The organism is Flexivirga sp. YIM B11880 (assembly GCF_058148645.1).
This window is the reverse complement of the sequence record NZ_JBMAMH010000004.1, coordinates 135927-149440: the sequence shown is the minus strand read 5'-3', so window position 1 is coordinate 149440 and position 13514 is coordinate 135927. Positions and strand designations below refer to the sequence as shown.

General features: G+C 70.1%; 15 protein-coding genes. 11 read left to right on the top strand and 4 right to left on the bottom strand.

The window, feature by feature from the left end; genetic code table 11:
- The first annotated feature begins 7 nt into the window (after positions 1-7).
- Complete coding sequence (locus ACN8HC_RS08300) at positions 8-1018, top strand: GNAT family N-acetyltransferase (RefSeq protein WP_490074359.1); 1011 nt, start codon at positions 8-10, stop codon at positions 1016-1018.
- Positions 1019-1045: 27 nt separating this feature from the next.
- Here ACN8HC_RS08300 and ACN8HC_RS08295 read toward each other — a convergent pair whose 3' ends face one another.
- On the bottom strand, positions 1046-1375 hold the full coding sequence (locus ACN8HC_RS08295; RefSeq protein ID WP_490074358.1) for a VOC family protein: 330 nt from the start codon (positions 1373-1375) through the stop codon (positions 1046-1048).
- Between the two features lie 111 nt (positions 1376-1486).
- Between ACN8HC_RS08295 and ACN8HC_RS08290 the strand changes: the two genes are divergently transcribed.
- Both ACN8HC_RS08290 and ACN8HC_RS08285 read left to right on the top strand, forming a co-directional pair.
- Positions 1487-2314, top strand: a complete 828-nt coding sequence (locus tag ACN8HC_RS08290; RefSeq protein WP_490074357.1) for a sigma-70 family RNA polymerase sigma factor — start codon at positions 1487-1489, stop codon at positions 2312-2314.
- 129 nt (positions 2315-2443) lie between these two features.
- Complete coding sequence (locus ACN8HC_RS08285; RefSeq protein ID WP_490074356.1) at positions 2444-3190, top strand: sugar isomerase domain-containing protein; 747 nt, start codon at positions 2444-2446, stop codon at positions 3188-3190.
- Positions 3191-3209: 19 nt separating this feature from the next.
- On the opposite strand, the gene ACN8HC_RS08280 is transcribed toward ACN8HC_RS08285, so the two are convergent.
- Together ACN8HC_RS08280 and ACN8HC_RS08275 are read right to left on the bottom strand one after the other, a co-directional pair.
- Positions 3210-4370: an NADH-quinone oxidoreductase subunit D gene (locus ACN8HC_RS08280; RefSeq protein WP_490074355.1), complete on the bottom strand. Its 1161-nt coding sequence runs from the start codon at positions 4368-4370 to the stop codon at positions 3210-3212.
- Between the two features lie 55 nt (positions 4371-4425).
- Positions 4426-5406 (bottom strand): EamA family transporter, encoded by a 981-nt coding sequence (locus ACN8HC_RS08275; protein WP_490074354.1) that lies wholly within the window; start codon positions 5404-5406, stop codon positions 4426-4428.
- Between the two features lie 100 nt (positions 5407-5506).
- On the opposite strand from ACN8HC_RS08275, the gene ACN8HC_RS08270 reads away from it, so the two are divergent.
- The 3 genes from ACN8HC_RS08270 to ACN8HC_RS08260 all read left to right on the top strand — a co-directional run bounded on the left by ACN8HC_RS08270 (position 5507) and on the right by ACN8HC_RS08260 (position 8329).
- Positions 5507-6079: a CGNR zinc finger domain-containing protein gene (locus ACN8HC_RS08270; protein ID WP_490074353.1), complete on the top strand. Its 573-nt coding sequence runs from the start codon at positions 5507-5509 to the stop codon at positions 6077-6079.
- The gene (locus ACN8HC_RS08265) at positions 6076-7101 is read left to right on the top strand and encodes a DUF8017 domain-containing protein (RefSeq protein WP_490074352.1); all 1026 of its coding nucleotides are present in this window, start codon (positions 6076-6078) and stop codon (positions 7099-7101) included. The genes ACN8HC_RS08270 and ACN8HC_RS08265 overlap by 4 nt, the downstream gene beginning before the upstream one ends.
- Before the next feature lie 67 nt (positions 7102-7168).
- Entirely contained in the window at positions 7169-8329 is a 1161-nt protein-coding gene (locus tag ACN8HC_RS08260) for a DUF8017 domain-containing protein (protein WP_490074351.1), read from the top strand.
- On the opposite strand, the gene ACN8HC_RS08255 is transcribed toward ACN8HC_RS08260, so the two are convergent.
- A complete protein-coding gene (locus ACN8HC_RS08255) occupies positions 8304-9293 on the bottom strand; it encodes an SAM-dependent methyltransferase (protein WP_490074350.1) in 990 nt (329 codons plus the stop codon). The two genes, ACN8HC_RS08260 and ACN8HC_RS08255, sit on opposite strands and share 26 nt — an antisense overlap.
- A 71-nt stretch (positions 9294-9364) precedes the next feature.
- On the opposite strand from ACN8HC_RS08255, the gene ACN8HC_RS08250 reads away from it, so the two are divergent.
- The 5 genes from ACN8HC_RS08250 (at position 9365) to ACN8HC_RS08230 (ending at position 13456) form a co-directional block, all read left to right on the top strand.
- Entirely contained in the window at positions 9365-10255 is an 891-nt protein-coding gene (locus ACN8HC_RS08250; RefSeq protein ID WP_490074349.1) for a Rossmann-like and DUF2520 domain-containing protein, read from the top strand.
- On the top strand, positions 10252-11127 hold the full coding sequence (panC, locus tag ACN8HC_RS08245; protein ID WP_490074348.1) for a pantoate--beta-alanine ligase: 876 nt from the start codon (positions 10252-10254) through the stop codon (positions 11125-11127). The genes ACN8HC_RS08250 and panC overlap by 4 nt, the downstream gene beginning before the upstream one ends.
- A gap of 74 nt (positions 11128-11201) precedes the next feature.
- Positions 11202-12704, top strand: coding sequence for an AlkA N-terminal domain-containing protein (locus ACN8HC_RS08240; RefSeq protein ID WP_490074347.1), 1503 nt, complete (start codon positions 11202-11204; stop codon positions 12702-12704).
- Positions 12701-13207 (top strand): methylated-DNA--[protein]-cysteine S-methyltransferase, encoded by a 507-nt coding sequence (locus tag ACN8HC_RS08235; protein WP_490074346.1) that lies wholly within the window; start codon positions 12701-12703, stop codon positions 13205-13207. Before ACN8HC_RS08240 ends, ACN8HC_RS08235 begins: the two co-directional genes overlap by 4 nt.
- A 66-nt stretch (positions 13208-13273) precedes the next feature.
- Positions 13274-13456: a hypothetical protein gene (locus ACN8HC_RS08230; protein ID WP_490074345.1), complete on the top strand. Its 183-nt coding sequence runs from the start codon at positions 13274-13276 to the stop codon at positions 13454-13456.
- Positions 13457-13514: the final 58 nt, after the last annotated feature.

Here is a 13514-nt window from a genome sequence, read left to right as displayed (position 1 = left end):
GTATGCCGTGAGCGACCCACTGCTGCCCATGCCCGCCGTCCCCGCCGGCCTGCGGGCTTCCGTCCCCGACAGCCCCGACGTGGCCGACATCGTCGAGCTGCTCGCGGCACACCAACGTGCCGCTCACGGGTCGAGCTCGGTCGACCCGCAGATGGTCGCCTCGAACGTGGCCGGCCCCGGATCCTGGACCCGCCGACAGGCGCTGGTGCGTGACGGCGATGGCACGGCGCTCGCGTGGGTGGTCGTGCACGACCGTGCCGCGGGCCGCATCGTCGTCGAGATCACCGCCCTGCCGTCGGTCACCGACGAGCTGGCCGCGAGCCTGTTCCACTGGGCGGAGGGGGTCGGCCGGTCGATCATGCGGGCGCGAGGTCTGGCGAGCACGCAGCTGGATTCGGGTGCGTATGCCGAGGACGACCGCGGGCAGCGATGGCTCGCGGCGGCCCGGTTCCGGCACGCACGCACCTGGCTGCAGATGAGCCGTCCGGTGCGTCCGGAGGACTCCTCCCTGCCGGCTCCACGACCCGGCGTGACGGTACGACGGATCGGGCTGCACGAGGACGGCACGCCGGTTGCCGCCGACCTGCAAGCGGTCCACTTGGTGCTGGAGGAGTCCTTCGCCGACCACTACAACTCCTATCGCGAGAGCTTCCCGGAGTTCGTGCAGCGGCTGCGGGAGGACCCGGGGCACCGGTGGGACCACTGGTGGCTCGCCGAGGTCGAGACCGACGGCGTGCTCCTGCCCGGCGGCGCCGTCGTCGGCACCGTGCTCCCGGCGGACGAGTCGGGTTTCCCGGGCAGTTACGTCGACTACCTCGGCGTGCACCGGCGGTCCCGCGGCAGGGGAGTCGCAAAAGCGTTGCTGCACACGGTGATCCGCGATGCGCTCGCATCCGGCAGCAACCGCGTCGGGCTCGAGGTGGATGCGGACTCACCGACCGGTGCCGACGGGCTCTACAGCTCGATGGGCTGGGTCACGTCATACAAGACCCAGAGCTGGCACCGCGAGCTCAGTTGAATTGCTCGACTCCTCGCAACGGGTCCGTCAAGGGGTGTCGTGGGTGAGGCCGAACTGGGCGCCGGAGGCGTCGCGCACGACCGCCACACGGCGGCCGTTGCCGACCGAGCGGGGACCGTCCACGACCGTGCCGCCCGCGTCGGTGATCAGCTGCGTCGCCGCCTCCAGGTCGTCGACCTGCAGATGCGGCACCACGGCTTCCGCCCCGGGGACGAGACCGATGTGCTGGCCGTCCACCTCGAAACCGACGTAGTAGTCGGAGTCGGCGATCGGTTCTGCGCCCAGCAGTTTCGCGTAGAGGTCGCGGGATGCGGCCAGGTCGTTGCTCGGCAGCAGGACGATGTTGAAGTTGCCCATGGGGTTGCTCCTCGAAGGTTCTCGGTGGCTGCGCTTCGCGCGCTACTCGTATGACGCGCGAGCTGCGCAGAGTGTGACCGCCGCTGCCCCGCGGTGTGATGGACTTGCCGGATGAAGCAACAGACCGAGGCGTTCGAAGCGGAGCGCCCCCGGCTCGTGCGTATGGCGGACCGCCTCCTCGGAGATCACGCAGAGGCCGAGGACGTCGTGCAGAACGCATGGATCCGGTTGCACGGCAACGACGCCCGCATCGAGAACCTTCCGGCCTGGCTGACGACTGTCACGACCCGGCTGTGCCTGGACCGGCTGCGCAGCAAGCTGCCTGATCCCGAGGAGGAACTCGACCTGGACGAGACCGCGCCGGACCCCGCGGACGAGGTCGTGCTCGCCGACTCGGTGGGCAGCGCTCTGCAGGTGGTGCTCGACCGGTTGAGTCCGTCGGAACGCATCGCTTTCGTCCTGCACGACAGCTTCGCAGTCGACTTCCCCACGGTGGCAACCATTCTGGGCACCTCCCCGGTGGCTGTTCGCAAGCTCGCGTCCCGGGCGCGGAGCAAGCTGGCAGTCCGTCCGGTGGACGAGCCGGCCGAACACCGCGACCACGCTGCCGTCGTCGACGCCTTCCTGCACGCTGCCAAGGGCGGCGATCTCGACACACTGCTCGGTCTGCTCGCGCCGGACGTCGTCATCGAGGGCGCCGACCCGGCGGCGGTCGCGCTCGGCACGCCCCGGCTGGCCGGCCGCGAGCGGGTGGCGGAGTTGCTCAACGGCGGTGCGAAGACTGCGTTCCCGGTGTTCATCGGCGATCGCGCCGGTCTCGCCTGGATGCACCGCGGCGATTACAAGGTGGCGTTCGATTTCGTGATCGAGGACGGCGTGGTGCGCCGGATCGACCTGCGTGCCGATCCCGAGGTGCTGGCGATCGTCCGCAAGCGGTGACCCTCTGTAGCACTTCGGCAGACCGAGTCCGAACTGCGCGACCAAGTTGAGCGCCATGCCGGTCGTCGCCTGCGACGCGCACCGTACGATCGAACGGCCCGTTCCCGCCACCCACTCCGGAGCCATTCGATGAGCAACGCTGCAGCCTTCCTCGCCCAGACCACCTCACGACTCGAGCGCATCGCAACATTCGCGGAGGGCGGCGGCCTGGACCCGGCGATCACGCTGCTGGCCGACGCGGTCGCGGCCGGGGGCATCGTGCATGTCTTCGGCACCGGGCACTCGGAGGCATTCGCGATGGAGGTCGCCGGACGCGCCGGTGGCCTGATCCCGACCAACAAGATCGCCTTGCGCGACCTGGTGCTCCGTGGCGGCGAGGACCCGTCGCTGCTCGGCAGCAGCCTGCTCGAGCGCGACCCGCAGATCGCCGACAAGCTGTGGGCGCTCGTGCCGGCGTCGCCGCAGGACGTCATCGTCATCGCGTCCAACTCGGGGGTGAACGGATCGATCGTGGGGTTCGCCCTGGCGGCGAAGGAGCACGGTCACCCGGTGATCGCCGTCACCAGTCTGCAGCACACGGCGGCCGTGGACTCGAAGCACCCGAGCGGGAAGCGCCTGTCCGACATCGCCGACGTGGTCATCGACAACCTCGCGCCATACGGTGACACGACGCTGGAGATCGCCGGTCTCGGCGTCGGCGCGGTGTCCTCGCTCACCGCGGCGTTCATCGCGCAACTGCTGACCCTCGGCACGGTCGAGAAGCTGGGCCAGACCATCGAGCCGCCGGTCTACATCTCCGCCAACACCCCGGGCGGCCACGAGCGCAACCAGGAGCTGGAAGCGGTCTACGGCGACCGTCTCATCCGCGGGATTTGACTCCGGCTCAGACTCCTGCCTACTTGTCGATGTCGCCGACCACGAAGAACATCGAGCCCAGGATGGCGACCATGTCGGCGATCAGGTTGCCCGGCAGCAGCTCGCCGAGCACCTGGATGTTGTTGAACGACGCCGACCGCAGCTTCATCCGCCAGGGCGTCTTGTCGCCGCGCGAGACCAAGTAGTAGCCGTTGAAGCCCAACGGATTCTCGGTCGCGAAGTAGTCCGCGCCCTCCGGCACCTTCAGCACCTTGGGGAGCTTGACGTTGACCGGACCGGCCGGCATCGACGCGAGCCGGTCGACGCACGCCTCGGCGATGTCGAGCGAGACGTGCACCTGCTCCAGCAGCACCTCGAGCCGGGCCAGGCAGTCGCCCTCGGTCCGGGTGACGACGCGGCCGGGGCCAGCAGGGGCGAAGAGCTCGGCATACGACAGGTAGGGCTGGTCACGCCGCAGGTCGACGTCGACGCCCGATGCCCGAGCGATCGGGCCGGAGATGCCGTATGCCGCAACGGTTTCCGCGTCGACCACGCCGACGCCCCGCGTCCGCGCCCGCAGGATCTCGTTGCCGACGAGCAGGCTCTCCAGATCGGGCATCCGCCGGCGCACCGCCGCGATCGCCTCACGGACCCGGCCCAGCCAGCCGGCCGGGAGGTCGTCGCGCAGCCCACCGACGCGCCCGAACATGTAGTGCATCCGGCCGCCGGAGATCTCCTCCATGACGGCCTGCAACTCCTCACGTTCGCGGAAGGAGTAGAAGATCGGCGTGATCGCGCCGAGCTCCAGTGGATAGGAGCCGAGGAACATCAGATGGTTGAGCACCCGGTTGAGTTCGGCGAGCAGCGTGCGGGTCCAGGTCGCCCGCTCGGGCACGTCCATGCCGAGCATCCGCTCGACGACGAGCGCGACACCGATCTCGTTGCTGAACGCGGACAGCCAGTCGTGCCGGTTGGCCAGCACCATGATCTGCCGGTAGTCGCGCACCTCGAAGAGCTTCTCGGCGCCGCGGTGCATGTAGCCGACGATCGGTTCGGCCGACTTGATGCGCTCACCGTCCAGGGTGATGCGCAGCCGCAGCACGCCGTGCGTTGCCGGGTGCTGCGGCCCGATGTTGAGCACCATGTCGGCGGTCGCGAGACCACCCGCACCGACTCCGACGGTGAGCTCGCGTTGTGGCATGCGGGCCAGTCTGCCAAACGCTGCCGTGTGGGCCTCGCAACCGCCCGGGGCGCGGTCAGTGAGAGGCGCGCAGCTCCCCGAGCCGGACGAGCACGACGCCGCCGACGATGAGCACCCCGCCCATGAGCTGTATGGCGAGCGGGAGCTGCCCGAGCAACAGCCAGGCGAACACGACCGAGAAGAGCACCTCGGCCAGGGCGACGAACGATGCGATGGTCTGGCCGAGTCCGCGGGCCGCGACCACGCCGGTGAAGTAGGCGAAGGCCGTCGCGATGACGGCCAGGGCGGTCAGCGGGATCCAGAACGGCACGAGGTGTCCGGCGAAGGTCGTGTCGGAGGTGGTGGAGTGCATCGGCAGCACGCCGACAAGGCCGAGCAGCGCGAGTGCGGCGGCGCCGACCGCCATACCGACGCCGGCGAGGGCGAGCGGCGGCAGCTCCTCGTCGGCGCGTCCCGCGATGACGAAGTATGCCGCCGAGCAGACGGCGGCTCCGAGACCCCACAGGACGCCCACCAGCGACAGGTGGGCGCCGCCGAACACGTCGAGCACCAGCGCCAGGCCGCCGATGCAGACCAGGGTGCCGGCGATGGTGGCCGCCGCCGGCCGGCGGCGCGTCCAGACCCAGAAGCCGAGCACGAGCAGCACCGGGGAGAGGTATTCGAGCATCAACGCCACGCCCACCGAAAGACGTTGAACGGCATAGAAATACGCCAGCTGGCAGCCCGCGACGCCGGTCAGCCCGTAGATGAGGATCGACCATGCCTTGCGGCGGACGACGCCCCACTTGCCGCGGAGCGACCAGATCGTCGGACCGCCGAGGACCAATGCTGCGAGCCCGATGCGGGCGGTCACGGCCGCGCCGGGCGACCACCCGGCGCGCAGCAGCGCAGTGGCGAAGCTGCCGGAGGTGCTGAAGGCGGCTGCCGACGCCAAGGCCACGCCGATGGTGCCGACACCCGGGCCGACGCGTCGCACGTCGACCTGCGGGGTGAGGTCGGCGGGAACGCCTCGAGCGGTCAGGACGTCGGTGGTCATGCGTGGGGCTCCTCAGCTGATCGGGATGTGTCATGAGCAAATCGACGGTTTGCTCGTGATGCTGCTCTGATCGTAGAGTCTCCGTAGGACAGGAGTCAAAATGGTTTTTGCTCATGACACGGAAGTGGCGTTGACGGCTGCCGCGGCCCTGGTCAACACCGCGATGACCGACCCGGACCCGCTGCTGGACGAGGCGTCCTACCTGGAGTTCGTGCGCGGCTGGGAGTGGAGCGGGCCGGTCGTCGGCAACGACGCGGAGCGGGCTGCCGTGCGCGCCATCCGGCCGGAGATCCGCGCCCTGTGGAGCGACGACGAAAAGGTCGTCGTGGAGCGGGTCAACGCGCTGCTGAGCCGGGAGTCGGCGCTGCCACAACTGGTGCGACACGACGACTGGGACTGGCACCTGCACGCCACGCCGCCCGACGCGCCGCTCGCCTCGCGCTGGATCGTCGAGGTCGCCATGGCGATGGTGGACGTGGTGCGCGCCGGCGAGCTGCGCCGCTTGCGCACGTGTGCTGCGGAGGACTGCGACGGGGTGCTGGTCGACCTGTCGCGCAACCGGTCCAAGCGCTACTGCGACCTCGGCTGCGGCAACCGGCTGAACGTGGCGGCATACCGTGCCCGGCTCACCTCGGCCGGAGCCGGCGCCGTTGAGGGTAGCGTGCAGCCGTGAGCAACCAAGGGGACGGTCGTCCTCCGGAGGGCGACGGCGCGGAGCAGGGGAACGCCGGCGGCCACTGGGCTGGCGGCCAGCAACCGTGGACCGGTGGGCAGCAGCCCTGGTCAGGGCAACCAGCCCAGCCACCGTCGTGGTCCACAGGCGAGACCGGCCCGAACGTCGGCCCCACGATGAACAACCCGCAGAGCTCCTACTACGACCGCTTCTCGGCCGCCTCCGGCGAGGGCGTCACCATCCCGTCCGGCAACGGCGGCAAGAGGGGCAACCGGGGCAAGGTCGTGATCGGCATCGCCGCTGCGCTGGTGATCGTGATTGCGGTGGTCGTCGTGGTTGCCCTGACCCGCGGCAACGGCAAGACACCGACGCCGGCAGCGAGTTCCGCGAGCAGCAGCCTGCCGCCGGTGACCGCCACCACGTGGGTCAATCCGACGCTGGCCGCCGGCGCCCGTGCGCTCAAGGACGGCTGGGTCTCGCAGATCGGCCCGTCGGACATCCCCGGTCAGTATGACGTGCCGAAGAGCAGTGATTGGAAGGTCGAAGCACGCGACACCATTCGCGGCTACGCCGACAAGAACGGCAAGGTCATCACCGCCATGGCGGCCACCTCCGTCTACGCCGACGGCTACTGCCCGAGCGAGAAGGACTCCCACACGGCGACAGTGGGGATGCGCAACGTCCGAACGCTCGATCCCACGGACGTCGGGGCATCCTCGGCGAAGAAGTTCGCTGATGGCATTGCGGCCGGAAAGGTCCCCGGCAAGGCCGGAACGCTCTCGGCGGCCAAGAAGATCACGGTGGACGAAGGCACCATTCCCGCCGTCCAGTACACGATCACCGCCACGCCGGGAGACCCGAACACGTGCGAGAAGGGCAAGACCTTCGAAGTCCGCACCACGACGTTCTCGGCGCACGGCAAGTCGTTCGAGTTGGTGACCGTCCGGATGCTCGGTGGGCAGCACGAGCTGCCGACCAGCCAACTCGAGCAGATCATCTCGACGTTCCGGCCGAACGCATGAACCACGTGCTGGACGGTCCTGGCTGCGCGAACTCTGCATGCGGAGTGCACTCGGTAGCCTTTCGGCCGTGAGCAATCAGGACGACGGCCAGCCGCGGGCCGACGACACCGGGCAGCAGCCGAACGACCAGACGCACCAGGGGCAGCCCGGAGTCTCGGGCAGCCAGCCGCTGCCGGGCCGGTCCGGCGGTCACCGGCTGCCCGGACAGTCGGGATCGCAGCCGCAGCAGCGGAGCACCGGCGAGCAGCACGACTGGACGGGCGGCGGACAGCAGCCCTGGACCGGCGGCCAGGCGCCCTGGTCCTCCGGCGGCCGGCCCGCGCCGCCATCGTGGTCGACGGGGGAGACCGGGCCGAACGCCGGGCCCACGATGAACAACCCGCAGAGTTCCTACTACGACCGGTTCTCCGCGGCTTCCGGCGAAGGCGTCGTGGTGCCACCCAAGGGCGGTGGCAACAGGGGCGGCCGGGGCAAGGTGCTGATCGGGATCGCGGCGGCGCTGGTGGTCGTCATCGCCGCCGTCGCGGTCTTGGCCCTGACGCGTGGCAACGACAAGACGCCGACGAACGCGACAACCCCGAGCACCAGCAGTCTGCCTCCGGTGACCGCCACCACCTGGGTCAACCCGACGCTGGCCGCCGGATCTCGCGCACTGAACGCCGGCTGGCAGGCGCAGACGGCCGGCGGCGACCCGCCCGGTGTGTTCGACGTGCCGAAGAACCGCGACTGGACCCTCGAGAGCAAGGACACTCTTTTCGGCTACGCCGACAACAAGGGCAAGCCGCTCGTCATTGCGCACGCCCCGGCCCGCTTCGCAGTCGGCTACTGCGCCGCGAAGAAGACCGCGGAGAGCGCCTGGGTCGGCATCGTCAACATCGGAAAGCGGGACCCGTCCGACGCCGGTCCGGACCTGGCCCAGAAGTTCGCCGACGCCATCGCTCTGAAGAACGACGGCTCCAAGGCCACGGAGGGCAAGCTGTCGGTGGCCAAACCGATCAAGGTCAACCAGGGGACGGTGCCCGCCCTCGAATACACGATCACCGCGGCGGTGGGGGAGCCCAACGCCTGCGAGAAGGGCAAGAGCTACGAGGTCCGAACCGTCACCTTCTCGGTGTCGGGGCAGTCCTACCAGCTGGTGAGCATCCGGCTGCTCGACGCACCCAAGGGCAAGCAGCTGTCGCCGAAACTGCTCGACCAGATCATCAGCACCTTCCGGCCCGGTAGCTAGCAACAGCGCGCCGCCCGCGGTCACCCCTTGCACCGACCGCCCACCAGAAGTCGCCCAGCCCACCGGTTGCGGTCAGCTCCGCGTAGCTGCCGCACGCCGCCAACTGCGCGAGGTATGCCGCCGGCTCCTCGTGTGCCAGCTGCAGCGGTGGACGTGGCGGTCGCAGCCCGAGTCGGTCGAAAAGCTCGCGCTGGCAAAGTAGTTCGTCGGCGCCGAGCGTGTCCATCGCGACGTGCGCGGTGATGTCGGTGCTCCCGTCGGGGACCGGCCGGCATTGCGCTCCGTCCCGGTAGCCGGTCAGCGTGCCGCCCGCCGGCCGGTCCGTGCGCAGGTGACCGTAGTCCACGACGACCAGCAGGCCGGAGTCGATCCGGTCCCGGAGCGAGCCGTATGCCGCGTCACGCGCCGTCCCGACCTCCGCCCGTCCCCCCGGATCACCGGCGGGCCAGTTCTGCTGCAACCACTGCAGATCCGGGCCTTCGACCGACGCGCCGAGTCGCTCCGTGCCCGCGTCATCCACCTCCACCAGCCGCCACGCGGTGCCGTCATACTCGGCGACCGGGCACGGAACGACGTCGAGCCACTCGTGGGCGAGGGCCACGGTGTCCGTCATACCGCACAGCTCGCTGGGCAGCTCGTCGCCACCGGGGGACACCAGCCAGCCGATGCGGCCGGTCAGTCCGGCGGGCCGTGCGACGACATCGATGCCGGTCAGCTCCAGCTGCGGGGCCACCGCGCTGATCTTCCGCAGCAACTCGCCACGCCCCGCTCCGACGTCCACGACCCGTGAGCAGCCGGCGTCGGCTGCGAGAGCGACGATCGCCTGCGCGAGCAGCCGCCCACCACCGGGGATGCCCTGCGCGGAGGTCGCGAAGTGCCCGGCCGGGCCCTCGGATCGGCGGTAGAAGCCGGCACGCCCGTAGAGCGCTTCCTGCCACGCCGCCTGCCAGGATCGCCACACCACGTCTCGCACCCTATGCGGCGGGGCGCTAGCGTCGGGCAGATGACGGTGCGGCTTCCGGTGGACGGACCACGATGACACGGATCGAGCGGCCCACGTTGCGCGTGGGCATCGTCGGCGCCGGGCGGGTGGGGTCGGTGCTGGGAGCGGCACTGCGCGCAGCCGGCCACGAGGTGGTGGCGGTGAGTGCGGTCAGCGAGGAATCCCTCGATCGCGCGCGATTGCTGCTGCCCGGTGTCCCGGTGCGCGACGTGCCCCAGGTCGTCGCGTCCGCCGACGTCGTGCTGATCACCGTGCCGGACGACGCGATCGGTCCGCTGGTCGCCGGACTCGGCGCACAGGGTGCGTGGGACGGTGGCCGGCTCGCCGTACACACCAGCGGTTTTCGCGGTCTGGAGGTGCTCCGGCCCGTCGTCGAGGCCGGCGGAGAGGGCGTCGTGTTGCATCCGGTGATGACCTTCACCGGTTCGCCCGCTGACGTCGACCGGATCGTCGGCACTCCGATCGCGGTGACCGCGTCGATGGGCGCCGATCTGGTCGCCGACGCGCTCGCCCTCGACCTGGGCGGTGAGCCGTTCCGGCTCGCCGACGAGGACCGCGCGCTGTATCACGCGGCCCTGTCCCATGCGGCCAATCACCTCACCACGATCGTCGCGCAGTCGGCCCAGCTGCTGCGCGACGTCGGAATCGACGACGCCGACCTGCTGCTGCGACCGCTGCTCGAAGCCGCCCTGGAGAACGCCCTGCAGCGAGGCGACCGGGCACTCACGGGCCCGATCGTGCGCGGTGACGTCGGCACCGTCGCCGCCCATCTGGAGGCGCTCGACGGTCAGCCGGCAGACATCCGGCACGCCTATCGTGCGCTCGCGACCGCCACCGCGACGCGCGCCGCCGCTCGGCACGCCATGCCCGCCGAGACCGTGCAGCCCATGCTCGACCTGCTCACCACGAAAGAGGACGAATGACCACCCCGATGACGACCGAACCGGTGGTTGCGCACACCCGCGAGGACCTGCTGCCGGCCCGCAAGGCGCTGCAGGGCACGGTCGCGGTCGTCATGACCATGGGCGCGCTGCACGAGGGGCACGCCGAATTGATCCGAACCGCAAAGAGGTCCGCCGACCACGTGGTTGTGACCATCTTCCTCAACCCGCTGCAGTTCGCGGCCGGTGAGGACCTGTCCCGCTATCCGCAGACCTTCGACGACGACCTGGTCATCTGCGCACGGGAAGGCGTCGCAGTGATCTTCGCCCCGACGCCGGACGTGGTCTATCCGCAGGGTGAGCCGGGAGTCCGTGTTTCGGCCGGCGCGCTGGGCGAGGTGCTCGAAGGTGCTTCTCGGCCAGGACACTTCGACGGTGTGCTCACCGTCGTGGCCAAGCTGCTGCACCTGGTGCAGCCGGACTTCGCCTTCTTCGGGCAGAAGGACGCCCAGCAGCTGCTGCTCATCCGGCGGATGGCGCGCGACCTGGACTTCCCCGTCGAGATCATCGCCGTGCCGACCGTCCGCGAACCGGACGGCCTCGCACTGAGCAGCCGCAACACCTATCTCAGTCCCGCCGATCGAGAGGTCGCACTCAGCTTGTCGCGGGCGCTGCGCGCCGGCGAGAGCCAGGCCGCCACCGGCCCGGCCGCTGTGCGCCGTGCGGCACGTGACGTGCTGGTCCGCGAACCGCTCGCCCTGGTCGACTACCTGGTGCTGGTGCATCCGGACTCGTTGGAGCAGGTGCCGGAGTGGTATCGCGGGCCGGCGTTGCTCGCGGTCGCCGCCAAGGTGGGCACGACCCGCCTGATCGACAACCTGCCGCTCGAAATCGGTGCAACGCACGAGAACTGACCGAGGCACTGGCAGAAAACCGACATGTCGTTTTCTTGCTAGTCATTGTCGGGCCGGCGGCGCAGACTGGACGCATGCTCACCGACTCCGAGACGTGTATGACGGCCGTACGCTCGCGCGACGCCCGCTTCGACGGCTGGTTCGTGACGGCCGTGCGAACCACCGGGATCTACTGCCGCCCCAGCTGCCCGGCGACGCCCCCGAAAGCACGCAACATCACCTTCTTCCCGAGTGCGGCAGCGGCCCAGGTCGGGGGATACCGGGCCTGCAAACGCTGCCGGCCGGACGCAAGTCCCGGCTCGCCGGAGTGGAACGTCCGCGCCGACCTGGTCGCACGGGCGATGCGGCTCATCGCCGACGGTGTCGTGGACCGGGAAGGGATCGACGGCTTGGGCCGGCGACTCGGTTACAGCACTCGGCAGATCGAGCGACAGGTCCGGGCCGAGCTGGGTGCCTCACCACTCGCACTCGCCCGCGCCCAGCGCGCGCAGACCGCTCGCGTGCTGATCGAGACGACGACGCTGCCGCTCAGCCAGGTGGCACACGCCGCCGGGTTCGGCAGCATCCGCTCGTTCAACGACACGGTGCGCGAGGTGTTTGCGATGGCTCCGCGCGAATTGCGCTCGCACTCGACGTTTTCCGCGGCTGACGCCGACGCGCATGACACAGCCTGGCACCACCTGCAGGTGCGGCTGCCCTTCCGGCGCCCGTTGCGCGTGGACCACCTGTTCGGCCATCTCGTGGCGACGGCCGTCCCCGGTGTGGAGGAGTGGCGAGGTGGCGCCTACCGCCGCGCTCTGCGGTTGCCGCACGGACCGGCGATCGTCGCGCTACGCCCCGACGAGGGCTATGTCGCCGCCCGCGTCTGGTTGCGCCACCTCGCCGACCTGCCCGTCGTGATCAGCAGGTGCCGTTGGCTCCTCGATTTGGACGCGGACCCCGAGGCGATCGATGCGCACCTGCGCCGCGACGCCCGGCTGGCGCCGATGGTCGCAGCCGCACCGGGTCGCCGGGTCCCGCGGACCGTCGACGGCGCCGAACTCACGCTGCGGCTGGTGATCGGCCAGCAGATCTCCACACGCGCCGCGCGCACGCACGCCGCCCGGCTGGTGGCGGCATACGGGCAGCCGGTGCAGGACCCCGACGGCGGGCTCACCGCGACGTTCCCGGAACCGGCCGCCGTCGCGGGCGCCGAGGACGTCACGCTCGCCATGCCGGAGCGGCGCCGCGTCACCCTCCGCACCCTCGCGGCCGCGCTCGCGGCCGGCGAGGTCGACGTGTCGACGAGCGCGGACTGGCAGCAGGCGCGGCACCAGTTGCTCGCGTTGCCCGGTATCGGACCCTGGACCGCCGAAGGCGTCGCGATGCGCGCACTCGGCGACCCGGACGCGTTCCCGGGCACCGACCTCGGAGTGCGGCAGGCCATGGCAGGGCTCGACCTGCCCGACCGCGGCCGCGCCCAGCTCGCGGCCAGCGCACCATGGCGGCCCTGGCGCGCCTACGCCGTACAACACCTGTGGGCCACCGGCACCCACGAGATCAACCGGCTTCCCGAAGCAGCAGGAAAGGCATCATGAACAACACCCGCCATCTGGTGATGGAGCAGACCCCGATCGGACCGCTGACCCTGGTGGCCGACGGCGACGACCTGACCGGCGTCTACATGGCGACGCACAAGCATTCGCCCGAGCGCGACCGCTTCGGCGAACGCGTGGAGCAGGACCGCGTGCTCAGCGATGCGGCGCGGCAACTGACCGAGTACTTCGCCGGCGAGCGGGAGGAGTTCGACCTGCCACTGCGTCCCGAGGGCACCGACTTCCAGCAACGGGTATGGCGAGCGCTGTGCGACATTCCGTATGGCCGGACCTGGAGTTATGGCGAACTCGCCCAGCACATCGACCGGCCGAGCGCGAGCCGGGCGGTGGGTCTGGCCAACGGCCGCAATCCGATCTCGATCATCATCCCCTGCCACCGGGTGATCGGAGCCAGCGGCAGCATGACCGGCTACGGCGGCGGCATCGAGCGCAAGCAGTGGCTGCTGGCCCACGAGCGCCGCGCGGAGGAGAACCAACTGTTCTGAGCCGCGACGGGAGGACGGACCGCCTGTGCACCGTCGCGGATTAGCGGCTCAAGAACGAGGCTTATCATGGACTCCGTGTGGCCCTACATCGAGACACTGATCCCGTCGATCGGGTTGCTCTACCTGCTCTACGTCATTCTCAAGCACATGATGGAAGGCGATCGACGCGAACGCATTGCGCATGCGCAGTGGGAGCGCGAAGAAGCGCGCATCGCCGCCGAGAAGGACGCCGACCGCCGGCAGGACTAACTCCCGTCCGAGGTGCTGCTATTCGGCAACGTTCAGTGCCGGGCCGACCCTGACATTT

Bases quoted from the DNA above. Each gene is read 5' to 3' on its own strand.
- ACN8HC_RS08295 (WP_490074358.1), bottom strand. From the start codon at position 1,375: ATGGGCAACTTCAACATCGTCCTGCTGCCGAGCAACGACCTGGCCGCA.
- ACN8HC_RS08285 (WP_490074356.1), top strand. From the start codon at position 2,444: ATGAGCAACGCTGCAGCCTTCCTCGCCCAGACCACCTCACGACTCGAG.
- ACN8HC_RS08250 (WP_490074349.1), top strand. From the start codon at position 9,365: ATGACACGGATCGAGCGGCCCACGTTGCGCGTGGGCATCGTCGGCGCC.
- ACN8HC_RS08230 (WP_490074345.1), top strand. From the start codon at position 13,274: ATGGACTCCGTGTGGCCCTACATCGAGACACTGATCCCGTCGATCGGG.
- ACN8HC_RS08270 (WP_490074353.1), top strand. From the start codon at position 5,507: ATGGTTTTTGCTCATGACACGGAAGTGGCGTTGACGGCTGCCGCGGCC.
- panC (WP_490074348.1), top strand. From the start codon at position 10,252: ATGACCACCCCGATGACGACCGAACCGGTGGTTGCGCACACCCGCGAG.
- ACN8HC_RS08290 (WP_490074357.1), top strand. From the start codon at position 1,487: ATGAAGCAACAGACCGAGGCGTTCGAAGCGGAGCGCCCCCGGCTCGTG.
- ACN8HC_RS08235 (WP_490074346.1), top strand. From the start codon at position 12,701: ATGAACAACACCCGCCATCTGGTGATGGAGCAGACCCCGATCGGACCG.
- ACN8HC_RS08280 (WP_490074355.1), bottom strand. From the start codon at position 4,370: ATGCCACAACGCGAGCTCACCGTCGGAGTCGGTGCGGGTGGTCTCGCG.
- ACN8HC_RS08240 (WP_490074347.1), top strand. From the start codon at position 11,202: ATGCTCACCGACTCCGAGACGTGTATGACGGCCGTACGCTCGCGCGAC.
- ACN8HC_RS08275 (WP_490074354.1), bottom strand. From the start codon at position 5,406: ATGACCACCGACGTCCTGACCGCTCGAGGCGTTCCCGCCGACCTCACC.